General features: G+C 70.4%; 22 protein-coding genes. 12 read left to right on the top strand and 10 right to left on the bottom strand.

From position 1 onward, the window contains the following. The first annotated feature begins 22 nt into the window (after positions 1 to 22). Entirely contained in the window at positions 23 to 979 is a 957-nt protein-coding gene (meaB, locus tag DIZ27_RS10075) for a methylmalonyl Co-A mutase-associated GTPase MeaB (RefSeq protein WP_109377997.1), read from the top strand. Positions 980 to 1,036: 57 nt separating this feature from the next. On the opposite strand, the gene DIZ27_RS10070 is transcribed toward meaB, so the two are convergent. Then, complete coding sequence (locus DIZ27_RS10070) at positions 1,037 to 1,780, bottom strand: PepSY domain-containing protein (RefSeq protein WP_109377996.1); 744 nt, start codon at positions 1,778 to 1,780, stop codon at positions 1,037 to 1,039. Between the two features lie 116 nt (positions 1,781 to 1,896). Between DIZ27_RS10070 and DIZ27_RS10065 the strand changes: the two genes are divergently transcribed. Both DIZ27_RS10065 and DIZ27_RS10060 read left to right on the top strand, forming a co-directional pair. Next, positions 1,897 to 2,565, top strand: a complete 669-nt coding sequence (locus DIZ27_RS10065) for a response regulator transcription factor (protein ID WP_109377995.1) — start codon at positions 1,897 to 1,899, stop codon at positions 2,563 to 2,565. Then, positions 2,562 to 4,094: a cell wall metabolism sensor histidine kinase WalK gene (locus DIZ27_RS10060; protein ID WP_109377994.1), complete on the top strand. Its 1,533-nt coding sequence runs from the start codon at positions 2,562 to 2,564 to the stop codon at positions 4,092 to 4,094. Before DIZ27_RS10065 ends, DIZ27_RS10060 begins: the two co-directional genes overlap by 4 nt. Before the next feature lie 13 nt (positions 4,095 to 4,107). Here DIZ27_RS10060 and DIZ27_RS10055 read toward each other — a convergent pair whose 3' ends face one another. The 4 genes from DIZ27_RS10055 to DIZ27_RS10040 form a co-directional block, all read right to left on the bottom strand. Further along, positions 4,108 to 4,584: a MarR family winged helix-turn-helix transcriptional regulator gene (locus DIZ27_RS10055; protein WP_109377993.1), complete on the bottom strand. Its 477-nt coding sequence runs from the start codon at positions 4,582 to 4,584 to the stop codon at positions 4,108 to 4,110. A 99-nt stretch (positions 4,585 to 4,683) separates the two neighbouring features. Then, a complete protein-coding gene (locus DIZ27_RS10050) occupies positions 4,684 to 5,496 on the bottom strand; it encodes an AIM24 family protein (protein WP_109377992.1) in 813 nt (270 codons plus the stop codon). Further along, complete coding sequence (locus DIZ27_RS10045) at positions 5,493 to 6,143, bottom strand: AIM24 family protein (RefSeq protein ID WP_109377991.1); 651 nt, start codon at positions 6,141 to 6,143, stop codon at positions 5,493 to 5,495. The genes DIZ27_RS10050 and DIZ27_RS10045 overlap by 4 nt, the downstream gene beginning before the upstream one ends. A gap of 1 nt (position 6,144) precedes the next feature. Further along, positions 6,145 to 6,777, bottom strand: a complete 633-nt coding sequence (locus DIZ27_RS10040; protein ID WP_109377990.1) for an AIM24 family protein — start codon at positions 6,775 to 6,777, stop codon at positions 6,145 to 6,147. Between the two features lie 178 nt (positions 6,778 to 6,955). On the opposite strand from DIZ27_RS10040, the gene DIZ27_RS10035 reads away from it, so the two are divergent. The 4 genes from DIZ27_RS10035 to DIZ27_RS10020 all read left to right on the top strand — a co-directional run bounded on the left by DIZ27_RS10035 (position 6,956) and on the right by DIZ27_RS10020 (position 8,849). Next, the gene (locus tag DIZ27_RS10035) at positions 6,956 to 7,300 is read left to right on the top strand and encodes a DUF3817 domain-containing protein (protein WP_109377989.1); all 345 of its coding nucleotides are present in this window, start codon (positions 6,956 to 6,958) and stop codon (positions 7,298 to 7,300) included. Continuing rightward, the gene (locus DIZ27_RS10030; RefSeq protein WP_109377988.1) at positions 7,297 to 7,599 is read left to right on the top strand and encodes an MTH1187 family thiamine-binding protein; all 303 of its coding nucleotides are present in this window, start codon (positions 7,297 to 7,299) and stop codon (positions 7,597 to 7,599) included. Before DIZ27_RS10035 ends, DIZ27_RS10030 begins: the two co-directional genes overlap by 4 nt. A gap of 109 nt (positions 7,600 to 7,708) precedes the next feature. Further along, positions 7,709 to 8,218, top strand: coding sequence for a MarR family winged helix-turn-helix transcriptional regulator (locus DIZ27_RS10025; RefSeq protein WP_109377987.1), 510 nt, complete (start codon positions 7,709 to 7,711; stop codon positions 8,216 to 8,218). Between the two features lie 154 nt (positions 8,219 to 8,372). Then, the gene (locus DIZ27_RS10020) at positions 8,373 to 8,849 is read left to right on the top strand and encodes a hypothetical protein (protein ID WP_258308318.1); all 477 of its coding nucleotides are present in this window, start codon (positions 8,373 to 8,375) and stop codon (positions 8,847 to 8,849) included. Between the two features lie 21 nt (positions 8,850 to 8,870). Here the strand turns inward: DIZ27_RS10020 and DIZ27_RS10015 are convergent, their stop codons facing one another. Further along, complete coding sequence (locus DIZ27_RS10015; RefSeq protein WP_109377986.1) at positions 8,871 to 9,212, bottom strand: DUF3817 domain-containing protein; 342 nt, start codon at positions 9,210 to 9,212, stop codon at positions 8,871 to 8,873. A gap of 94 nt (positions 9,213 to 9,306) precedes the next feature. Between DIZ27_RS10015 and DIZ27_RS10010 the strand changes: the two genes are divergently transcribed. Continuing rightward, on the top strand, positions 9,307 to 11,007 hold the full coding sequence (locus DIZ27_RS10010; protein ID WP_109377985.1) for a methylmalonyl-CoA mutase: 1,701 nt from the start codon (positions 9,307 to 9,309) through the stop codon (positions 11,005 to 11,007). A gap of 36 nt (positions 11,008 to 11,043) precedes the next feature. Here the strand turns inward: DIZ27_RS10010 and DIZ27_RS10005 are convergent, their stop codons facing one another. Then, positions 11,044 to 11,679 carry a TetR/AcrR family transcriptional regulator gene (locus DIZ27_RS10005; RefSeq protein WP_109377984.1) on the bottom strand — a complete coding sequence of 212 codons (636 nt, stop codon included), beginning with the start codon at positions 11,677 to 11,679 and terminating at the stop codon, positions 11,044 to 11,046. Positions 11,680 to 11,936: 257 nt separating this feature from the next. Here DIZ27_RS10005 and DIZ27_RS10000 point away from each other — a divergent pair, with 257 nt between their 5' ends. The 4 genes from DIZ27_RS10000 (at position 11,937) to DIZ27_RS09980 (ending at position 16,361) form a co-directional block, all read left to right on the top strand. After that, the gene (locus DIZ27_RS10000; RefSeq protein WP_109377983.1) at positions 11,937 to 12,917 is read left to right on the top strand and encodes a tetratricopeptide repeat protein; all 981 of its coding nucleotides are present in this window, start codon (positions 11,937 to 11,939) and stop codon (positions 12,915 to 12,917) included. 645 nt (positions 12,918 to 13,562) lie between these two features. Beyond that, positions 13,563 to 14,207: a DUF6230 family protein gene (locus DIZ27_RS09990; protein WP_109377982.1), complete on the top strand. Its 645-nt coding sequence runs from the start codon at positions 13,563 to 13,565 to the stop codon at positions 14,205 to 14,207. Between the two features lie 191 nt (positions 14,208 to 14,398). Continuing rightward, complete coding sequence (locus DIZ27_RS09985) at positions 14,399 to 14,983, top strand: DUF6114 domain-containing protein (protein ID WP_109377981.1); 585 nt, start codon at positions 14,399 to 14,401, stop codon at positions 14,981 to 14,983. A gap of 97 nt (positions 14,984 to 15,080) precedes the next feature. Next, positions 15,081 to 16,361 carry a hypothetical protein gene (locus DIZ27_RS09980; protein WP_258308317.1) on the top strand — a complete coding sequence of 427 codons (1,281 nt, stop codon included), beginning with the start codon at positions 15,081 to 15,083 and terminating at the stop codon, positions 16,359 to 16,361. 96 nt (positions 16,362 to 16,457) lie between these two features. Here DIZ27_RS09980 and pyk read toward each other — a convergent pair whose 3' ends face one another. From pyk to pta, 3 genes are all read right to left on the bottom strand, one after another. Beyond that, positions 16,458 to 17,885: a pyruvate kinase gene (gene pyk / locus DIZ27_RS09975; RefSeq protein ID WP_109377979.1), complete on the bottom strand. Its 1,428-nt coding sequence runs from the start codon at positions 17,883 to 17,885 to the stop codon at positions 16,458 to 16,460. A 73-nt stretch (positions 17,886 to 17,958) separates the two neighbouring features. Next, a complete protein-coding gene (locus DIZ27_RS09970) occupies positions 17,959 to 19,242 on the bottom strand; it encodes an acetate kinase (RefSeq protein ID WP_109378099.1) in 1,284 nt (427 codons plus the stop codon). Positions 19,243 to 19,268: 26 nt separating this feature from the next. Further along, complete coding sequence (gene pta, locus DIZ27_RS09965) at positions 19,269 to 21,377, bottom strand: phosphate acetyltransferase (RefSeq protein WP_109377978.1); 2,109 nt, start codon at positions 21,375 to 21,377, stop codon at positions 19,269 to 19,271. Positions 21,378 to 21,581: the final 204 nt, after the last annotated feature.

Genomic DNA, 21,581 nt, shown 5'->3' with positions numbered 1-21,581 from the left:
TTCTCTCGTGAACGGAGCTGTGATGCAGGACGTCTCCACTCTGGTGGCCCAGGCCAGGGACGGCAGACCGCGGGCCGTGGCCCGGCTGATCTCCCTGGTGGAGGGGGCGTCCCCGCAGTTGCGGGAGGTCATGGCGGCCCTGGCGCCGCTGACCGGCAACGCGTACGTGGTCGGGCTGACGGGATCGCCGGGCGTCGGCAAGTCGACGTCCACCTCGGCGCTGGTGACCGCGTACCGCAAGCGGGGCAAGAGGGTCGGCGTCCTGGCCGTCGACCCGTCCTCGCCCTTCTCCGGCGGCGCGCTGCTCGGTGACCGGGTCCGGATGTCGGAGCACGCCTCCGATCCCGGCGTCTACATCCGCTCCATGGCGACCCGCGGCCACCTGGGCGGCCTCGCCTGGGCCGCGCCGCAGGCCATCCGGGTCCTGGACGCGGCGGGCTGCGAGGTGGTCCTGGTGGAAACGGTCGGCGTCGGCCAGTCGGAGGTGGAGATCGCCTCCCAGGCCGACACCTCGGTGGTGCTGCTGGCGCCCGGCATGGGCGACGGGATCCAGGCGGCCAAGGCCGGAATCCTGGAGATCGGCGACGTCTACGTCGTCAACAAGGCCGACCGCGACGGTGCGGACGCCACCGCCCGCGAACTGAACCACATGCTGGGCCTCGGCGAGGCCCGAGCCCCCGGCGACTGGCGCCCGCCGATCGTCAAGACGGTCGCCTCGCGCGCGGAGGGCGTCGACGAGGTCGTCGAGGCCCTGGAGAAGCACCGCGCGTGGATGGAGGAGCACGGGGTCCTGGCGGAGCGCCGACTGGCCCGCGCCGCCCGCGAGGTCGAGACGATCGCCGTCACGGCCCTGCGGCAACGCATCGGCGACCTGCACGGCGACCGCCGGCTGGGCGCGCTGGCGGACCGGATCGTCGGCGGCGAGCTGGACCCGTACCGCGCGGCGGACGAACTGGTGGCGGGGCTGACGGGGGACTGACGGGAAGGGGCGGTGCAGGCGAATTCGCCCGCACCGCCCCTTTGCTCACCGGTTCGTTCAGCGGTCGTCGCGGTCGTCGTCACCGCGGTCGTCCCGGTCGTCACCGCGGTCGTCGTCATCGTCCGCCGTGACCTTGCCGCTGTTCAGGTCGACCAGCCATTCCCGGTCGTTGTCGCCGGAGGTGACCGTCTCGACCTCCCAGCCCCGGTCGTCGCGGTCGTCGTCCAGGTCCACCGAGGTCACCGTGCCCTTGGCGGCGGCCGCCTTCGCGGCCTGCTCGGCCGTCACCGAGGTGCCCTTCAGCGCCGCCCGCACCTCGTCGGCGTCGTCGGCGTCGTTATCGTCGTGGTCGACCTCCGACCCCAGCACCTTGCCGGTGTTCGGGTCGATCCACACGCTGTACCAGGTGTCGCCCTTGCCGAGGATGTCGACCTCCCAGGCCGCCTTGCCGCGGTGGTTCCGGTCGTCGTTGTCGTCATCGCCGTCGTCATCGTCCATCTCGACGGAGACCGCGGTGCCCGACCGGTGCTCCAGGGCTGCGGCGACGGCGTCGGCCGCGTTCACCTTCGCGGAGAGGGCCAGAGCGTCGTCGTCATCGAGGTCGTCGCGGTCGTCCCGGTCGTCGAGGTCGTCACCGTCGTCGTCCCGCCGGTCGTCGCGGTCGTCGTCCGATCCCAGCGTCTCCACCGGGTGCGTCGTCGTCGGCGTTTCGTCGTCCCCCGAGATCGCGATCGCCGTCGCGGTGCCTCCCCCGATCAGTGCCGCGGCGGTGACGACGGCGATCACGATGTTGCGCTTCATGGTGGTTCCTCCCCAGTCGCTTCGTTTTCGACGTCCTCAATCTCGCCGATCGATCCTGAGGGGAACCTGAAACCACCTGAAGTGATCTTCAGGTTCGCTCTGCGACCCTTGTGCGCATGCGCCTGTTGATCGTGGAGGACGAAAAGCGCCTCGCCCTGTCCCTGGCCAAAGGCCTGACCGCCGAGGGATACGCCGTGGACGTCGTCCACGACGGCCGGGAGGGCCTGCACCGGGCCACCGAGGGCACCTACGACCTCGTGATCCTCGACATCATGCTGCCGGGCCTCAACGGCTACCGCGTCTGCGCCGCCCTGCGCGCCGCCGGCCACGAGGTGCCGATCCTGATGCTCACCGCCAAGGACGGTGAGTACGACGAGGCCGAGGGGCTGGACACCGGCGCCGACGACTACCTCACCAAGCCGTTCTCCTACGTCGTCCTCGTCGCCCGCGTGAAGGCGCTGCTGCGCCGCCGGGGTCAGGGCGCCGGGGCCTCCCCGGTGCATGTGCACGGGGACCTCAAGGTGGACACCGCGGCTCGCCGGGTCTTCCTCGGCGAGGCCGAAGTGGCGCTCACGGCCAAGGAGTTCTCCGTGCTGGAGCAGCTGGTGCTGCGGGCCGGCGAGGTGGTCTCCAAGGCGGAGATCCTGGAGCACGTCTGGGACTTCGCCTACGAGGGCGACCCGAACATCGTCGAGGTCTACATCAGTGCCCTGCGCCGCAAGCTCCGCGCCAAGCTGATCCGGACGGTGCGTGGCGCCGGTTACCGGCTGGAGACGGCGCGATGAGACGGCTGTTCGGCTCGGTCCGCTCCCGGGCGACGCTCGGTGCCACGCTCGTGGTCGTGGTCGCGCTGGTCGTGACCGGCACCGCGGTCCTGCAGGCGTTGCGCTCCAACCTGACCGCCGAGGCGGGCACCCAGGCGGAGCGCAGGGCACGGTCGGTCGCCTCCGAGCTCGCCGGGCGGACCCCGTACGACGAGCTGTCGGGGCTGGACGGCGAGGCCGGGCCGGTGCAGATCGTCGACGAGGACGGGAACCTGGTCGCGGCTGCCGACGGTCTGGAGCGGATCAGCGGCACGGTCACCGACCAGGTGAAACCCCGGCCGTCGTCGTCGCCTTCGCCTTCCGTCTCCGTCACGCCGTCGCCTTCGGCCCGCGACGACGGCGACGACGGCGACGGCGACGGCGACGACGATGACGACGGCGACGACGATGACGACGGCGACGACTCGGACGAGAAGTCGGAGGAGGCCACCGACGACGCCGCTGACGACGACTCCAGCCTCGCCGCCGGTGAGACCAGCGGGCAGCCCACCTTCAGCAGCGGTGCCGCGACGATCGACGGCGACACCGCCGACTACCGTTTCGCGGCCGTCGACGTGCGGACCCACGAGCGGGGCCTGCTCACCGTCTACGCCGGTGCTCCGCTGGCCGCCGAGCACAGCGCCGTACGGACCGCGCTGACCGTGATGCTGATCGGTTTCCCGCTGCTGGCGGCGCTCGTCGCCGGCATGACCTGGGTGCTCACCGGGCGTGCCCTGCGTCCGGTCGCCGCGATCCGCGAGGAGATGGCCGCGATCACCGCGTCCGAGGACCTCACGCGCCGGGTCCCGGAACCGGCGACCCACGACGAGATCGCGCGGCTCGCCCGCACCACCAACGAGACCCTCGCAGCCCTGGAGACGTCCGTGGAGCGGCAGCGGAGCTTCGTCGCCGACGCATCGCACGAGCTGCGCAGTCCGATCGCGTCCCTGCGCACCCAGCTGGAGGTGGCCGCCGCCCATCCCGAACTCCTGGATCTGAACGGCGCCGTCGAGGACACCGTGCGGCTCCAGCACCTCGCCGCCGACCTGCTGCTGCTCGCCCGGCTGGACGCGGGGGAGCGGCCCGTCGAGGGCAGGGTGGACCTGGCAGCGCTGGCCCGCGAGGAGGCGGCGGGGCGGACGGGTGTGACGGTGGACGCGGAGACGGCGGAGGTGGCCGGGTCGCGGGGGCAGCTGGGCCGGGTGCTCGGCAACCTGCTCGACAACGGCCGTCGGCACGCCCGCGAGACGGTCTCGGTGACCGTGCGGCGTGAGGGCGACTGGGCGGTGCTCGGCGTGGCCGACGACGGCGACGGGGTGGCCGAGGCCGACCGGGAGCGGATCTTCCAGCGGTTCGTGCGGCTGGACGACGCCCGAAGCCGCGACGACGGCGGGGCCGGCCTGGGCCTCGCCATCGCGAGGGACGTCGCCGTACGGCACGGCGGGACGCTCACGGCCGGTGCGGCGCCGACAGGCGGAGCCCTGTTCGAACTCCGCCTGCCGCTCGCCTGAGGAGAACCGGTGGTCAGAGGCGCCCGCGCTGGCCGCGCAGGTGCTCCGCGATGGGCTTGAGGGCCTTGTCCAGCTCACCGAGGGCCTCGGGGGAGAGCAGGTCGATGAAGTGCCGGCGCACCGACGCCACGTGGTGGGGCGAGACCTTCTGCATGGTCTCCATGCCGTGGTCGGTGAGGACGGCGAAGAGGCCGCGCCGGTCGGACTCGCAGTGCTGCCGCCGGACCAGGCCCGCGTTCTCCATCCGGGTGACCTGGTGCGAGAGTCGGCTCTTGGACTGCATGGTGGCGGAGGCGAGGTCGCTCATCCGCATCCGGCGGTCGTCCGACTCGGACAGGTTCACCAGGATCTCGTAGTCGTTCATTGTCAGGCCGAAGGGCTGCAGGTCCTTCTCGAGCTGGTACGTCAACAGCCTGTTGACCTCCAGGTGGGTGCGCCAGGCGCACTGCTCCGCATTGGTCAGCCAGCGTGTGGCCGTCTCGGTCTCCATGAATGAAGTCTACCTAAAAAGTTGAAAGGCGAACTAGTGACGGTTTCCGTGACAGTGGCAGCGTGCACGCGTTCGACGTCACACTCCGCAGACTACCGCTCACAGCCCGAAGCGACGCTGGAGGTCTCCCAGCTGTCCGGGAAGACGCGGTGCCCCCGTGTTCTGTCCGGGCGCTCCGGAAACCCCGCTGCCGGGCACCCCCGACACCTGCGGAACGGCCCCCGTGGACTGCTCCGCCATCAGGGTCTCGGAGGACTGCAGCAGCACGGTGCCCGCCCCCACGAACTCGAACTGATGCTCCTCGCCGGAAGCCCCGCCGAGGCCCGTCATCGCACGTAGACCGCCCAGGACACCGGTCATGTAGCCATGGTCGTAGTGGTGGCACGGGGAGGGGCAGTCGGCCCATCCCACCAGCGCCTGCGGGTCCACCCGGAGCGGGGGTTCCATGAACACCACCGGACCGTTCGACACGGCCACGAACTTTCCGGTTCCGATGAGGGTCAGGAAACCTGGCACGATCGACTGCTTCAGCGACAGACTTGGCTGAAAAGCGAGCAAGTTGCCCGAGCGAATGGTCAGATTGCCGTCCTCGAGGTCGTACGAATTCACATCGAAGGCCCGGTCGGCGAGGAGCATCTTGCCCGAGCCCTCCGCCACGACCCAGTCGCTCGCGTGCAGTGGTGAATGGAACGACGTACGGACAAGTCGGTCGAGTCGGCCGTGCCCGATGCCGTTGAACTCGATCGTGCCGTAGTAGGCGATCATCTTCCCCTTCTGCAGGAACCACTTGCTCCCCCGGAGCTCCACGCAGAAGGTGTAGGCGTCGACGTTGTCGTCGGACGGCAGCGTCGTCGGGTCGAAGACCGTGAGGGCGGGCCCGGGGCCGCCGCCCGGGAATCCGTAGGGGCTCAAAGCTTCTCCTCCGATGCCTGGACGTACACCGCACCGCTGCCGCTGAGCTCCAACTGGAACGCCTCACCGGAGCCGCGCCCCACCATGTCCCGCCAGCCGAGCGCGGTGGACAGCCTGTTGCGGACGTCGCCGTGGTGGGCGACGTAGGCCTGGGGGTCGACGTGCACCGGGCGCTGCGGGGTGATCGGGATCTCGATCACGCCCCCGTGCGCCATGACGGCCACGGAACCGTGCCCCCTGAGCGTGGTGGTGAACAGGCCCTGCCCGGAGACCTGCCCCCGGACCATGCCCATCACCCCGCCCTGCGAACCCAGGAACACCGTGCCCTGCTCCAGCGTGCCCTCGAACGCCAGCAGGCGGTCCGCCTCGACGTACAGGGTGTCCCCGGAGAGGTCGATCACCTGGATGTGGTGGCCGCCGTGCCCGAACAGGACCGTGCCCTCGCCCTCGACGCTCATCAGGGGCGTGGCCTCCCCGGCCACCCGCCGGCCGATCATCGACCGCAGCCCGCCCTGACCGCCCGCGATGTTGGGCGTGAAGCCGACCTCTCCCCGGTACGCGAGCATCGCACCGCGCTGGCTGAACAGCCGCCGGCCGGGTGCCACGGTCGCCTCGACCACCTTCGAGTTGATCTCCCGGAAGCCCACGTCAGACATCCCCCGCGATCGTGTTCCGCTCACTGGGCTGCACATAGACCAGCCCGTCGCCCTCGAACCTCATCTGGAACGCCTCGCCGCCGCCCTCCCCGAGCAGTGTGCGGAACGTCACCCCGGACTGGAGGGACTGCCGCAGATTCCCCTGGTGGGCGACGTAGGCACCGGGGTCGACGGTCAGCGGGTACTGCGGACCGACCCGGAGCACCACGGCCGGCCCGTCCGACATGATCGCCGCCTGGCCGTGCCCCTCGACGGTGGTCGTGAACAGCCCGTTGCCCTGCGACGCCCCGCGCAGGCCCGTGAAGCCGGTCCCGGTGCGCAGGCCGCCGTCGGTCGCCAGCAGGTTGCTCGACTCCACGTGGAGCTTGTCCCCCTGGAGGCTGATGAGGTTGATGTCGGCGGCGCGATCGGCGAACCAGCAGGTTCCGCGTCCCTTCACCTCCATCACCGTCATCTGCTCACCGGTCAGCCGCCGGGTCACCATCCCCCGGATGCCCTCCCCGCCGCCCGTGAGCTTCTTGAACGCCATCTCGCCGTCGTACGCGACCATCGAGCCGTTCTTCGCCTTCACGGCATCCCCGGTCATGTCGATGACGAGCACCTTGCTGCTCTGAAGTCGGAACATCGCCACATCTGCGACGTTAACCGCCGCCCCGCTCCGCCGACAGGTCCTGTGGGGTGAGTCGCACCCGGAAGATTCCCCTAGGGACCGCCCCCGCTCCGGTGATCGCGGACGGGGTTTGTCACAATGGACAAACGCTTGTGCGTGCATTCACAAACGTCTCTCCCATCGAAGGTGACCCGTGGACATCAAGACCGCCAGTGCCCTCCGCCGTCTCCGCCTGGTATCGGGCCCCGAGGCGATCTCGTTCCTGCTGCTGCTCGTCGCCTCGGTCCTGAAGCGGACCACGGAGTTCAACGCCGTCCCGGCGCTGGGCGCGATCCACGGGTTCCTCTTCGTCGTGTACGTGCTCTTCTGGGCCGACGCCTGGAACCGCGCCAAGTGGTCGCTGAAGACCGCCGCCTTCTACTTCCTGATGTCGGTGCTGCCCACCGGCGGCTTCTTCGCCGACCGCCGGCTGAAGGCCGAGGTCGAGGACGCGGTCATCGCCTCCCGTGCCCGCGCCGAGAAAGTGGTGGGCGCGTGATCGTCGCCTTCTCCGTGACACCGCTGGGCGTCGGCGAGGACGTGGGGGAGTACGTCGCCGACGCCGTGCGGGTGGTCCGCGAGTCCGGGCTGCCGAACCGCACCGACGCCATGTTCACCTCGATCGAGGGGGACTGGGACGAGGTGATGGACGTCGTGAAGCGCGCCGTGGCCGCGGTCGAGGCACGCGCCCCGCGGGTCTCACTCGTCCTCAAGGCGGACCTCCGCCCCGGGGTCGAGGACGGCCTCACCGCCAAGGTCGACACCGTCGAGCGGCACCTGGCCCGGAGCGCGGAGTAGCCGGACCGCCGGACGGCACTGCCGTCCGGCGCAGGTGACGACGCACCGGCGCGGACCGAAAGGCGAGACGGGGCTGACCGGCATATGACCGGCCGGTAGGGTCTGCTGCGTGCCGAAGCCGCTCAGTCTCTCGTTCGATCCCATCGCCCGCGCCGACGAACTCTGGAAGCAGCGCTGGGGAAGCGTGCCGTCCATGGCCGCGATCACCTCGGTCATGCGTGCCCACCAGATCCTGCTGGCCGAGGTCGACGCGGTGGTCAAGCCGTACGGGCTCACCTTCGCCCGGTACGAGGCGCTGGTGCTGCTCACCTTCTCGAAGTCCGGCGAGCTGCCGATGTCCAAGATCGGCGAGCGGCTCATGGTGCACCCCACATCGGTGACGAACACCGTGGACCGGCTGATGCGGTCGGGTCTGGTCGCCAAGCGCCCCAACCCCAACGACGGCCGCGGCACCCTTGCGAGCATCACCGACAAGGGGCGCGAGGTCGTCGAGGCGGCCACCCGCGACCTGATGGCCATGGACTTCGGCCTCAGCGCCTACGACGCCGAGGAATGCGCCGAACTCTTCGCCGTCCTCCGCCCGCTGCGACTCGCGGCGGGGGACTTCGCAGAGGAGTGACGCCGTCAGCACCAGGCCGAGGGTTACCACTTGACGGTGGTTTCCTCTCCGTCGGCTCGCGGAAACGCTCAAGCACTCATCTCCGGCTGAGATCCTGCCGATCGGCTCTCATGCGGAGGGCTGACGTCCGTTTCCTTCGGGTGGGAGCTCGCGCGTGAGTCTTCGTCGTTTTGTCCGTGGTGCGCTGGCCGCCACCGCTGTGCTGGGTTTCGCCGCAGTCGGCCCCCTGGGCGCGGCGGGACCGGCGCACGCCGGTGCCTTGGGGTCCACCGCCATCGGTACTTTCACCTACGAGGTGCGGGGTGCCGCGGTGAAGGTCCCCGTCGGTTGCTTCCTGAGCCACAGGATCGACGGCTCCGGGAAGCGGGTCTCCGGCCAACTCGCGGGCGTCGACTGCGTCGGTGCCGCCGCGGCCTTCTCGCGGTTCTGCAACTGGCGGATCGACTTCGCCTACGCCGACACGAACGGCAGGGCGTACCGGACCGCGCGGGGTGCTGCACACGCCGAGTGCGATGGCGCCCCGCTGCGCCGGGTCGGCGCCCGGACGCTGCCGACCTACGGCAAGGCCTGCGCGAAGCTGTTCGTCAACGGCAAGCTGCGTGCCACGCAGTGCCACTACATCACGAAGTGAGGCAGTGCCCCGCGTCAGCGGTCAGGCTGTCGCGGGCGTGGTGTCGGTGTCCTTCGCGATGAGCGGTTCCGCCTCGCGGGTCACCCGGCGTTCGACGAAGAAGGCCGCCGTCGGGACGGTTCCGGCGAGCAGCACCCACAGTTGCCGTCCCACGGGCATCTTCATCTTGCTGCCGAGGTCGAACGCGAAGATCAGGTACAGCACATAGAGCCAGCCGTGAGCGATGCCGACCACCGAGACGAAGCCGTCGAAGCCGTCCAGGCCCAGTACGCGCTTGCCGATCACGCCGACGGTCAGCAGAACCAGAAGGACTGCGGTGACGTATGCCAACACCCGGTACCGGGTCAAGACGCTCTTCTTCATGCCGTCGAGGGTATCCGGTCCGCTGTGATGTCCCGTCCCCCGTCCTGGCCTGCGCCACTATCGTTTACTAGGGCGTCCTAGTAAATTCGAGGGTATGGACGCTGACGCCATCGAGGAAGGCCGCCGTCGCTGGCAGGCTCGGTACGATGCCGCGCGCAAGCGCGACGCGGACTTCACCACGCTCTCCGGCGATCCCGTGGAGCCGGTGTACGGGCCGCGGCCCGGGGACGCCTACGAGGGGTTCGAGCGGATCGGCTGGCCAGGTGAGTACCCCTTCACCCGCGGTCTGTATTCGACCGGCTACCGGGGGCGCACCTGGACGATCCGGCAGTTCGCCGGGTTCGGCAACGCCGAGCAGACCAACGAGCGCTACAAGATGATCCTGGGCAACGGCGGCGGCGGGCTCTCTGTCGCCTTCGACATGCCGACGCTCATGGGCCGCGACTCCGACGACCCGCGCTCCCTGGGCGAGGTCGGGCACTGCGGGGTGGCCATCGACTCGGCCGCCGACATGGAGGTCCTGTTCGACGACATCCCCCTCGGGGACGTGACGACCTCCATGACGATCAGCGGGCCCGCCGTGCCCGTCTTCTGCATGTACATCGTCGCCGCCGAGCGTCAGGGCGTGGACCCCGCCGTGCTCAACGGCACGCTGCAGACGGACATCTTCAAGGAGTACATCGCCCAGAAGGAGTGGCTTTTCCAGCCCGAGCCGCATCTGCGCCTCATCGGCGACCTGATGGAGCACTGCGCGGCCGGCATCCCCGCCTACAAGCCGCTCTCCGTCTCCGGCTACCACATCCGTGAGGCCGGGTCGACGGCCGCCCAGGAGCTGGCGTACACGCTGGCGGACGGCTTCGGGTACGTGGAGCTGGGGCTCAGCCGCGGGCTCGACGTGGACGTGTTCGCGCCCGGCCTGTCCTTCTTTTTCGACGCGCACCTCGACTTCTTCGAGGAGATCGCCAAGTTCCGCGCCGCGCGCCGCATCTGGGCCCGCTGGATGCGGGACGTGTACGGCGCGAAGAGCGAGAAGGCGCAGTGGCTGCGGTTCCACACGCAGACCGCGGGCGTCTCGCTGACCGCGCAGCAGCCGTACAACAACGTCGTACGGACGGCCGTGGAGGCGCTCGCCGCCGTACTCGGCGGGACCAACTCCCTGCACACCAACGCCCTGGACGAGACGCTGGCCCTGCCCAGCGAGCAGGCCGCCGAGATCGCCCTGCGCACCCAGCAGGTGCTCATGGAGGAGACCGGTGTCGCTAATGTGGCCGATCCGCTGGGCGGTTCCTGGTTCGTGGAGCAGCTGACGGACCGGATCGAGGCGGACGCGGAGAAGATCTTCGAGCAGATCAAGGAACGGGGGCTGCGCGCGCACCCCGACGGGCAGCACCCCATCGGGCCGATCACCTCCGGCATCCTGCGCGGTATCGAGGACGGCTGGTTCACCGGCGAGATCGCCGAGTCGGCGTTCCGCTACCAGCAGGCGCTGGAGAAGGGCGACAAGAAGGTCGTCGGCGTGAACGTCCACACCGGCTCGGTCACCGGTGACCTGGAGATCCTCCGGGTCAGCCACGAGGTGGAACGCGAGCAGGTGCGGATCCTGGGCGAGCGCAAGGCCGCCCGCGACGACGCGGCGGTACGGGCCGCCCTGGCCGCCCTGCTCGACGCGGCCCGCTCCGGCGCCAACATGATCGAGCCGATGCTGGACGCCGTACGCGCCGAGGCGACCCTCGGCGAGATCTGCGACGCGCTGCGGGACGAGTGGGGGGTGTACACGGAGCCCGCGGGCTTCTGACCGCAGTCCCTGCCCCGACCCCGACCCCGAACCCGGCTACGGGACGGGGTCGGGGGTGGTGAGGCCGGTGAGGAGGACGTGGGTGAGGTCGTGGACCCACTCCTCGTCCGCCGGGCGCCCGCTGACCAGCGTGCGGTGCACCACCGCGCCGGCGACCATGTCGAAGATCAGGTCCACGGTGCGGGCCGCCTCGGCCGGGTCGGGGTCGGGCGGCAGTTCGCCGCGTGTCTGGGCGCGGGCGCGGCCGGTGTGGACCAGGCGTTTCTGCCGTTGGACGATCGAGGTGCGGATGCGTTCGCGCAGGGCCTCGTCGAGGGTGGACTCCGCGACCGCCGCCATCAGTCCGCACCTGGCCTCCGGGCGGGACAGCAGCGCCGCGAGCTGGAGGACCACGCCCTCGATGTCCGCGGCGAGGCTGCCGCGGTCGGGGAGTTCGAGTTCGTCGAAGAGTTCGGCGACCGCGTCCACGACCAGCTCGTTCTTGCCCGCCCAGCGCCGGTAGAGGGTGGTCTTGGCGACTCCCGCGCGGCTCGCGACGTCCCCCAGGGTGAGTTTGGACCATCCCAGTTCGACCAGGGCCTCCCGCGTCGCGGCCAGGATCGCGGTGTCCGCCGCGGCGCTGCGCGGGCGTCCGGTGCGCGTGGCGGGGGACCGACTGGCGCTGCTCTGCATGGGCACGACCCTATCCGCCGGTTCCCGTGTCGCCGTGAGGGGAGCGTGAGGGAGATCACCGGGGTGGCCCGGCCCGTGCGCCGCGCCGGGCGTTACGCTACGACCCGTAGCGAAAGTGTGGGCGGCCCGGACGGAACGGCCGGCCCGCTCGAGCGACGACCACTGGCGCGGGTGGGGACCCGGTGCCGAAGAGGACGCGGGCGCCCGGGTTTCCCGGCGTTTTCACAGACACGCGGGGTACGGGGGAGGATAGACGTATGCAGCCACGGAACATGTCCATGAGCGGAGTCGTCGACCTCGCCGCGGTGAAGGCGGCCCAGGAGGCCAAGACGAAGGCGGAGCAGGCCCGCGCGGAGGCGGCCCGGCAGGGCGGCGGGGGCGCGGTCTCCCCGGCCGACCTCGTCATCGACGTCGACGAGGCCGGCTTCGAGAGCGACGTCCTGCAGCGGTCCACCGAGGTCCCGGTCGTCATCGACTTCTGGGCCGAATGGTGTGAGCCCTGCAAGCAGCTGAGCCCCGTCCTGGAGCGGCTCGCCGTCGAGTACAACGGGCGCTTCCTGCTCGCCAAGATCGACGTCGACGCCAACCAGATGCTGATGCAGCAGTTCGGGATCCAGGGCATTCCCGCGGTGTTCGCGGTGGTGGCCGGGCAGGCGCTGCCGCTCTTCCAGGGGGCCGCGGGCGAGACGCAGATCCGCCAGACCCTGGACCAGCTGGTGCAGGTCGCCGAGGAGCGCTTCGGTCTGACCGGGCTCACCGTCGACCCCGACGCCGTGCCGGGCGGCGGCGGTGCCGCGTCGGGCGCCGAGGCGCCCGTCGGTCCGTACGACGCCTTGCTGGAGGCCGCTGTGCGGGCGCTGGACGCTGGCGACCTGGGCGGCGCGATCCAGGCGTACAAGAACGTGCTCACCGACGACCCGGGCAACCCGGAGGCTCAACTGGGGCTCGCCCAGGCCGAGTTGCTCCAGCGGGTGGAGGGCCTGGACCCGCAGCGGGTGCGCGCGGACGCCGCCGGGAAGCCGCAGGACGTCGAGGCGCAGATCACCGCCGCCGACCTGGACCTGGTGGGCGGTCATGTCGAGGACGCCTTCGGCCGGCTCATCGAGACGGTGGGGCGCACGGCCGGCGACGACCGCGAGGCCGTACGGGTGCGCCTGCTCGAGCTGTTCGAGGTGGTCGGGGCCGAGGATCCGCGCGTGATCGCCGCGCGCAGAGCGCTGGCGCGTGCCCTGTTCTGAGTGGATCGGTGCCCCTTGCCCGGCCGTCCGAGGCGGTTTCCGGGCCGGTGGTGCCCGAGTGAAAGATTGGCCGACTGGAGACCCCTGCGGCCGCGCTTTGCCAAAACTTGGCAATCGCGGCCGCTGTTACTGCGAGTAAGTCGCGCACGTTGATCTGTCGGACTCTGTCCAGGCGTCAACTGTTTTGTCCGCCCCCCGCGGGACACCGAGGGTCGCCGTCCGGCGCCGGTGGGTCGCCCTCCGGTTGTTCAGCCGTTACCAGCGAGTAATGAACCCCCTTGTGCGGGCGGCGAGAATGCACCACGATCGGCGACGCTCGGTCCATTGCCCGTACTCCGACAGCCGGTCGGGACGCGGGCGCTCCTGGGTCCCCACCGAGCAGAGCCGGCGGCAGTGGAGCCGGTTCTTGGACAGGGGGGTCTTCGCTCACCCGGCGAAGCCTGTCCGGCAGGTTGTGCGTGATGCGTGTCAGGCGCGACCAGTGGTTGTCGCTCGGGGGTGATCGCCGGTGATTCGGGCGCTTCGTGCGTTGCCGAGCGCGGCGCTCTCCTTCCCGAGGACGTAGCACTTCTCCCATCCCTGCCCGGCTGCCCGTCTGTTGACGGTGCGTCAGAGCAGGAGATGTACGTCCGAGAAGGAGGAAATATGGAGTCCCAGGTGCGTGGCGGGACCAGATGGAAGCGGTTCGCCGTGGTGATGGTGCCCAGCGTGGCCGCCACGGCGGCGGTGGGTATCAGCCTGGCGCAGGGCGCCCTTGCGGCGTCGTTCAGTGTCTCCGGCCAGGAGTTCAAGGTGACGGCCAGCCATCTCGAGGGATGGGGCTTCGCCCAGTACGGCGGTATCGACACCGGTTACACGTCGACCGACGGCAAGACCAAGATCCAGCGTCCGGTGGCGATCTCGTCGTTCGACCGTGCCGAGATCACCAAGATGTGCCAGTCCGTCAAGACGGAGATTCCCCTCATAGGGAAGACGATCTACCTCCGTCTCGAGGCGGGTCCGAACGCGCAGCAGAAGGTCGAGGCCAAGAACCTCTACATCGACGTCGCCCAGCTCGACGCCGATGCGACCTTCAAGAACATCGACATCGGTGTTGCGGTCCAGGACAAGACCCGTGGTCCCGCGGTGAAGGACGGTGAGAACGCGCTGCCGGGCGGCTTCGCCCAGCAGGCGGAGAAGGCCGACCTCAGAAACGTCAAGCAGACGGCGTGGGCGACCACGGCCGGTACGTTCAAGCTCAGCGGCCTGAAGATGCGTCTGGGCGGGGACCCCAAGATGGAGTGCTACTGACGGACTCCGCTGCGGAGACGTCCTTGGCCGGCTGAGCGGCCGAGATGGGGCGGGGAAGCGGTCGCTTCCCCGCCCCGCACACCCAGCCCGGTGCTTCGTGCCCGGGTGTACGCACAGACTCAGACCTTCCGGCTTCTCCACCCCCAGGCCGAGCCGGTATGTAACTCCACCGGATCAGGGAGCTGTTTTCCATGAGTGCCGAGACTCCGGTCCAGAGCGCCGAGACTTTCACCCGGCTGCGTCTGCGATTCCGTGACTGGCGGGGCCACCGGCCGTTCTGGGCGGGCCTGTTCACCCTGCTCGGCGGGGTGCCCATCGCTTACTTCCCCTATGCCACGCTGAAGCTGGGCCATATGTCGATCGCCATGGCGACGACCGCCGGCGCGGGCTCTCTGATCATCGGTGTCCTGCTGGTCACGCTGGGTCTGACCATGTGGTTCCAGCAGGCCACCAGGATCTTCGCCGGTGTGGCGTCGATCCTTCTGGCCCTGGTGTCCCTGGTGGTCTCCAACATAGGTGGGTTCCTGGTCGGCTTCCTGCTCGCCCTGATCGGCGGTGCGCTGGCCCTCTCCTGGGTACCGGACAAGCCGCAGGCCGAGGCGCACGGGCACCGGGAGTCCTCCGGCGGGCCCGCCGGAGACGACGCCCGGAAGGGCGCCGCTGAGGGCACCGGTGGTGAGGCGGGACAGCCGCACCCTCCGTACGAGGACGGCGACCTCGGGGAGACGGACGGAACCCGGATCGAGGACCGCGACAGGGGGCACCGTGTCGGCTGAGGAGACGCGAGACCAGAGTGCTGCCGTGGCCCTGAATCCGGAGAGAAGGGGACCACGCCACGCGGCCCCCAGGAAGCCGCTGCTCACCAAGTTCCACATGCCTGCGGGGAAGGCGATCGCCTTCGCGGCGATGCCGACCGCGCTCCTCATGGGAATGGGGTTCACGCCGACCCTGGCCCAGGCCGACGAGCGGCCGCACTCCAGGAGCCTGACCGCCGACGAGTACAAGGACTGCGTGGCGGCCCTGGAGGAAACAGAGGGCGACGCGTCCTCCTCGCCCAGTCCGTCCGCCTCGGCGAGCGACACGGTGACTCCGTCCCCCGACGCCGACGCCGGCACGGGGCCGAGCCCCTCGGCCTCCGCCGGGGAGCGCGGGACCGCGAACCCGGGCGAGGGCAAGGGCACGGCCAACGGCTCGTCCTCTTCAGCTCCTTCGTCGGATTCGGGTTCCGGCAACTCCGACGACAAGGACGGCAAGGACGACGAGGAGGAGCCCGCGCCCGCCCCGTCCGCGACATCGGGCGAGCAGGACTCCGGCGACCGGGCCGAACCCGCGCCCACGCCCTCGGAGACCGAGCGCAACGTCCTGGAGGACATCGGGGACGCCGTCAAAGACGTCTTCACCCCCAAGGACAAGAAAGCCGAGGAGAGCCCGAGCCCCACCCCATCGGCCTCCGCCACCGAAGCCGTCGAGGACGCGGCGGAGACCGCCGAGAAGGCCGTCGGGAAGACCACCGAAGCCGCGAAGGACACCGCCGAGGAAGCCGCCGACACGGCGGTCGAGACCCCGGCGGCCCCGGAGACTCCGGAAACCCCGGCGGCCCCGGAGTCGGCGGATCCCGTCACCGCCTCGCCGAGCCCGTCCGACCCGTCCGACCCGGCCGGGAGTGCCACGACCGACCCCGACGACTGCCCGGTGGCCACCGACGCCGAGGGCGGGGTCGACAACAGGGTCCCGCTGCCCGACGAACCCTGGTTCCTGAACGCCAGTTCGCTGCTGCTGAAGGGTGCCGACTACCAGGGCATCGTCGAGGTCCGGACCGCGAGCGGCAAAGTCAAGAAGGTCCTGAAGTACGTCGTCTCCGACGGCACCGACATCGGCGACCTGCACCAGACGGTCGAGGACAAGTCGATCGGCAGGACCCACCACGTGCAGGCGGCCAAGGGGTCGATGTCCACCATCCGCGACGGCGACACCGTGATGTACACGGAGCGCATCTCCGGCAAGCTGCTCGGGCTGATCCCGGTCACCTTCGACCCCGAGAACCCGCCGCCGCTCAACATCCCCCTGATCTACTTCACCGACGTGACGGTCCAGCAGGCCGGCCAGTTCGGCGGAACCCTGCACGTGCCGGGCCTGCAGCAGTACGTCACCTGAGGAACCGTCGGGTCCGCCGGACCACTCCGGGAGCCGCACGACGCCGAGGGCGCCCCCTCTCCAGGGGGCGCCCTCGGCGTCGTGCACGCGGGTGGGTCAGCTGGTGGGGCCGCCCATGTGGTGGACGCGGACCATGTTGGTGGTGCCGGGGACGCCGGGCGGCGAGCCGGCGGTGATCACCACGATGTCGCCCTCGTCGAAGCGCTGGAGCCGGACCAGCTCCTGCTGGACCAGGTCGACCATCTCGTCGGTGCTGTTCACGAACGGCACGACGTGCGGCTCCACACCCCAGCTGAGCGCGAGCTGGTTACGGGTGGACTCGTCCGTGGTGAACGCCAGGAGCGGCTGGCCGGCGCGGTAGCGGGACAGCCGCCGGGCCGTGTCGCCGGACTGGGTGAAGGCCACCAGGCCCTTGGCGCCGAGGAAGTCGGCGATCTCGGCGGCGGCCCGGGCCACCGAACCGCCCTGGGTGCGGGGCTTCTTGCCGGGCACCAGCGGCTGCAGGCCCTTGGAGAGCAGCTCCTGCTCGGCCGCCTGGACGATCCTCGACATCGTCCGCACGGTCTCGATCGGGTACGCGCCCACGCTCGACTCGGCCGACAGCATGACCGCGTCGGCGCCGTCCAGGATCGCGTTGGCCACGTCGGAGGCCTCGGCGCGGGTCGGACGGGAGTTGGTGATCATCGACTCCATCATCTGGGTCGCCACGATCACCGGCTTGGCGTTACGACGGCACAGCTCGATCAGGCGCTTCTGCACCATGGGGACCTTCTCGAGCGGGTACTCGACGGCCAGGTCGCCGCGGGCGACCATCACACCGTCGAACGCCATCACGACGTCCTCCATGTTCTCCACCGCCTGCGGCTTCTCCACCTTGGCGATGACGGGCACCCGGCGGCCCTCCTCGTCCATCACGCGGTGGACGTCGGCCACGTCCTTGGCGTCCCGGACGAAGGACAGCGCGACCAGGTCGCAGCCCATGCGCAGCGCGAACCGCAGGTCCTCGATGTCCTTCTCGGACAGCGCGGGCACGTTCACGGCCGCGCCGGGCAGGTTGATGCCCTTGTGGTCGGAGATGACACCGCCCTCGATGACGATCGTCCGCACCCGGGTGCCCTCGACGTCCAGCACCTTCAGCTCGACGTTGCCGTCGTTGATCAGCACCTGGTCGCCGCGGGAGACGTCGCCCGGCAGGCCCTTGTAGGTCGTTCCGCAGATGGTCCGGTCGCCGGGGACGTCCTCGGTGGTGATGGTGAACTCGTCACCGCGCACCAGCTCGACGGGGCCCTCGGCGAAGGTCTCCAGGCGGATTTTCGGGCCCTGGAGGTCGGCGAGGACACCGATGGCCCTGCCGGTCTCCTTGGCGGCGGCACGGACCCTGTCGTACCTGCCCTGGTGCTCGGCGTGCGAGCCGTGGCTGAAGTTGAAGCGGGCCACGTTCATGCCGGCTTCGATCAGGGCGACGAGTTGTTCGTGGGAGTCGACCGCGGGGCCGAGAGTACAGACGATTTTGGAACGGCGCATGGGGCGATCCTATCGGTTTGTTTCGCTCCGGAATATTCCGTCTGGCGGAAGATACAAGTGAGAAAGCCGCTGCTCAATTGCGCTTTCCGGCCAGTGCGTAGGTCTGTGTGGCGATCTCCATTTCCTCATCCGTCGGTACCACGGCGACCGCGACCCGCGCACCCGCGGGCGAGATCAGCCGCGACCCGTCACCGCGCGCGCCGTTGCGCTCGGCGTCGACCGCCAGACCCAGTTCCGTCAGGCCCGCCACGGCCGCCTCCCGCACCGGAGCGGCGTTCTCGCCGACCCCGGCGGTGAACGCCACCGCGTCCACCCGTCCGAGAACGGCGTAATAGGCGCCGATGTACTTCTTCAGCCGGTGAATGTAGATGTCGAACGCGAGCTTCGCCTGTTCGTCGCCCGCCTCGACCCGGCGGCGGATCTCCCGCATGTCGTTGTCACCGCACAGACCGACCAGTCCGCTCTTCTTGTTGAGAAGAGTGTCGATCTCGTCGGCGGACATTTCGCCAACACGCATCAAATGGAAGATGACGGCCGGGTCCATGTCTCCGGACCGGGTACCCATCACCAGTCCTTCCAAGGGCGTCAGCCCCATGGAGGTGTCCACGCATCTCCCGCCCCGCACCGCCGAGGCGGACGCCCCGTTGCCCAGGTGCAGCACGATGACGTTCACGTCCTCGGGCGCCTTCCCGAGCAGCCGGGCCGTCTCCCGGGACACATACGCGTGCGAGGTGCCGTGGAAGCCGTAGCGGCGGACGTGGTGCTCGTCGGCGGTCTGCACGTCGATCGCGTAGCGGGCGGCCGACTCCGGCATCGTGGTGTGGAAGGCGGTGTCGAAGACGGCGATCTGCGGCAGGTCCGGGCGCAGCGCCATGGCGGTACGGATGCCCGTCAGGTTGGCCGGATTGTGCAGCGGGGCGACCGGGATGAGCCGCTCGATCGTGTCGAGCACCGCGTCGTCGATGACGGTCGGCTCGGTGAAGTGCATCCCGCCGTGCACCACCCGGTGCCCGATCGCGGCGAGTTCGGGGGAGTCGAGCCCCAGCCCGTCGAGGGCCAGTTCCTCGGCCATCGCCTTCAGGGCGGCGTCGTGGTCGGCGACCGGACCGGTCCGCTCGCGTGTCCTCCCGCCCGCCCCGTCCCTGGGTCCCCCGCCCGACGCCAGCGGTGTGTGCCGGACCAGCGAGGTCTGCTCGCCGATCCGCTCGACCAGGCCGGACGCGAGCCGGCTGCGGTCCCTCATGTCCAGCAACTGGTACTTCACCGACGAGGAGCCGGAGTTGAGGACGAGGACCCGAGAAGGATGAGAAGGATGTGAAGGACGAGAAGGAGCAGCCGAGCTCGGCTCGTCGGGCAGGGCGGTGGTGGGGGACGGGTGGGCGCTCACTGGGCGGTTGCCTTCTCGTTCGGGGCCGGGGACCCGGCGGCGGACTGGGCCTGGATCGCCGTGATGGCGACGGTGTTGACGATGTCCTGGACGAGGGCGCCCCGGGACAGGTCGTTGACCGGCTTGCGCAGACCCTGCAGCACCGGGCCGACCGCGATCGCGCCGGCCGAGCGCTGCACGGCCTTGTAGGTGTTGTTGCCGGTGTTCAGGTCGGGGAAGATCAGCACGGTCGCCTGCCCGGCGACCTCGGAGTCCGGCAGCTTGGTCGCCGCGACCGACGGCTCCACGGCCGCGTCGTACTGGATCGGCCCCTCGATCCTGAGGTCGGGGCGGCGGGCGCGCACCAGCTCGGTCGCCTCGCGCACCTTGTCGACGTCGGCGCCGGAGCCGGACGTACCCGTCGAGTACGACAGCATCGCGATCCGCGGCTCCACCCCGAACCGCGCGGCCGTGGCCGCCGACTGCACGGCGATGTCGGCGAGCTGCTCGGCGTCCGGGTCGGGGTTGACCGCGCAGTCGCCGTAGACCAGGACCCGGTCGGCCAGGCACATGAAGAAGACGGAGGACACGATCGAGGTCTCCTGCCGGGTCTTGATGATCTCGAAGGCCGGTCGGATGGTCGCGGCCGTGGAGTGCACCGAGCCGGACACCATGCCGTCGGCGAAACCTTCCTCCACCATCAACGTGCCGAAGTAGTTCGGGTCCGAGACGACGTCGTAGGCCAGCTCGACGCTGACCCCGCGGTGGGCGCGCAGGGCGGCGTACTTCTCGGCGAAGGCGTCGCGCAGCTCGGAGGTGGCCGGGTCGATCAGCTGGGTGTCGCCGAGGGCGATGCCGAGGTCGGCGGCCTTCTTGCGGATGTGGTCGACCGGTCCCAGCAGGGTGAGCTCGCACACGCCCCGGCGCAGCAGCACCTCGGCCGCGTGCAGCACCCGCTCCTCGCCGCCCTCGGGCAGGACGACCCGCCTGAGGTCGGAGCGGGCCTGTTCGAGCAGCTTGTGCTCGAACATCATCGGCGTGACGCGGTCGCTGCTGGGCGCGGAGACCCGCCGGGTGAGGTCGGCGGTGTCGGCGTACCGCTCGAAGAGGCCGAGCGCGGTCTCCGCCTTGCGCGGGGTGGCCGCGTTCAGCTTCCCCTCCAGGGAGAACAGCTGCTCGGCGGTGGGGAAGCTGTTGCCGGGCACCGACAGGACCGGGGTGCCGGGGGCGAGACGGGCGGCGAGGGTGAGGATGCGGTCGTCGGGCACCTCGTCCAGGGTCAGCAGCACCCCGGCTATCGGCGGGGTGTTGGTGCTGTGCGCGGCCAGCGTGCCGACGACCAGGTCGGCGCGGTCACCCGGGGCGATGACCAGGCAGCCCGGGGTCAGGGCGGCGAGGAGGTTGGGCAGCATGGCGCCGCCGAAGACGAAGTCCAGGGCGTCGCGGGCCAGCCCGGAGTCGTCGCCGAGCACCACCTTCGCGCCCAGGGTGTGGGCGATCTGGGCCACGGTGGGCGCGGCCAGCGCGAGTTCGTCGGGCAGGACGTAGCAGGGCACCGGCAGCCGGGAGGCGAGCCGCTCGGCGATCTCGTCCCGGTCCTCGACGGCCACCCGGTTGACCACCATGGCGAGCACGTCGCAGCCCAGTGTCTGGTAGGCGCGGAAGGCGTTGCGGGTCTCGTCGCGCACCGACTCGGAGGTCTGCCTGCGGCCGCCCACGACCGGGATCACCGAGGCGCCGAACTCGTTGGCGAGGCGGGCGTTGAGGAACAGCTCGTCCGGGAACTGGGTGTCGGCGTAGTCGGTGCCGAGGACGAGGACGACGTCGTAGTCGCGGGCGACGGCGTGGAACCGGTCGACCAGCGCCGACACCAGTGCGTCGGAGCCGCGTTCGGCCTGGAGGGCGGACGCCTCCTGGTAGTCCATGCCGTAGACGGTCGCCGGGTCCTGGGTGAGCCGGTAGCGGGCGCGCAGCAGCTCGAAGAGGCGGTCGGGGCCTTCGTGCACCAGGGGACGGAAGACACCCACCCGGTCGACCTGCCGGGTCAGGAGTTCCATGACCCCCAGTTCGACGACCTGGCGGCCGTCGCCTCGGTCGATGCTGGTCACGTACACACTGCGGGTCACGCGTGCTCCGTTTCGTCGGGGGTCTCGCGGTGCTTGTCGGCCCTGCGGGATCCGGCCCGGATGCCGCGCTCGCCGGAGCGGGCTGGTCCCCCTCGACAGTACCTCCGGCGCTGGTGGGGGGCGCCCGCCCGTGGGGCCCGGGGCCGGGGCGGGAAATCGATGGGCGGCCGGGACGGGGGACCGGAGTGCCGGGCGGCATGGAAC

It is taken from the genome of Streptomyces sp. NWU339 (genome assembly GCF_003143855.1).
Classification (GTDB): domain Bacteria; phylum Actinomycetota; class Actinomycetes; order Streptomycetales; family Streptomycetaceae; genus Streptomyces.
The sequence above is the reverse complement of the archived record's forward strand: the minus strand, read 5'-3'. Positions and strand labels throughout refer to the sequence as shown.

Coding starts and splice junctions, on each gene's coding strand:
- DIZ27_RS09990 (WP_109377982.1), top strand. CDS start 13,563: ATGGAGTCCCAGGTGCGTGGCGGGACCAGATGGAAGCGGTTCGCCGTG.
- meaB (WP_109377997.1), top strand. CDS start 23: ATGCAGGACGTCTCCACTCTGGTGGCCCAGGCCAGGGACGGCAGACCG.
- DIZ27_RS10015 (WP_109377986.1), bottom strand. CDS start 9,212: ATGAAGAAGAGCGTCTTGACCCGGTACCGGGTGTTGGCATACGTCACC.
- DIZ27_RS10040 (WP_109377990.1), bottom strand. CDS start 6,777: ATGTTCCGACTTCAGAGCAGCAAGGTGCTCGTCATCGACATGACCGGG.
- DIZ27_RS10005 (WP_109377984.1), bottom strand. CDS start 11,679: ATGCAGAGCAGCGCCAGTCGGTCCCCCGCCACGCGCACCGGACGCCCG.
- DIZ27_RS10010 (WP_109377985.1), top strand. CDS start 9,307: ATGGACGCTGACGCCATCGAGGAAGGCCGCCGTCGCTGGCAGGCTCGG.
- DIZ27_RS10065 (WP_109377995.1), top strand. CDS start 1,897: ATGCGCCTGTTGATCGTGGAGGACGAAAAGCGCCTCGCCCTGTCCCTG.
- DIZ27_RS10070 (WP_109377996.1), bottom strand. CDS start 1,780: ATGAAGCGCAACATCGTGATCGCCGTCGTCACCGCCGCGGCACTGATC.
- DIZ27_RS09980 (WP_258308317.1), top strand. CDS start 15,081: ATGCCTGCGGGGAAGGCGATCGCCTTCGCGGCGATGCCGACCGCGCTC.
- DIZ27_RS10060 (WP_109377994.1), top strand. CDS start 2,562: ATGAGACGGCTGTTCGGCTCGGTCCGCTCCCGGGCGACGCTCGGTGCC.
- DIZ27_RS10055 (WP_109377993.1), bottom strand. CDS start 4,584: ATGGAGACCGAGACGGCCACACGCTGGCTGACCAATGCGGAGCAGTGC.
- pyk (WP_109377979.1), bottom strand. CDS start 17,885: ATGCGCCGTTCCAAAATCGTCTGTACTCTCGGCCCCGCGGTCGACTCC.
- DIZ27_RS10000 (WP_109377983.1), top strand. CDS start 11,937: ATGCAGCCACGGAACATGTCCATGAGCGGAGTCGTCGACCTCGCCGCG.
- DIZ27_RS09985 (WP_109377981.1), top strand. CDS start 14,399: ATGAGTGCCGAGACTCCGGTCCAGAGCGCCGAGACTTTCACCCGGCTG.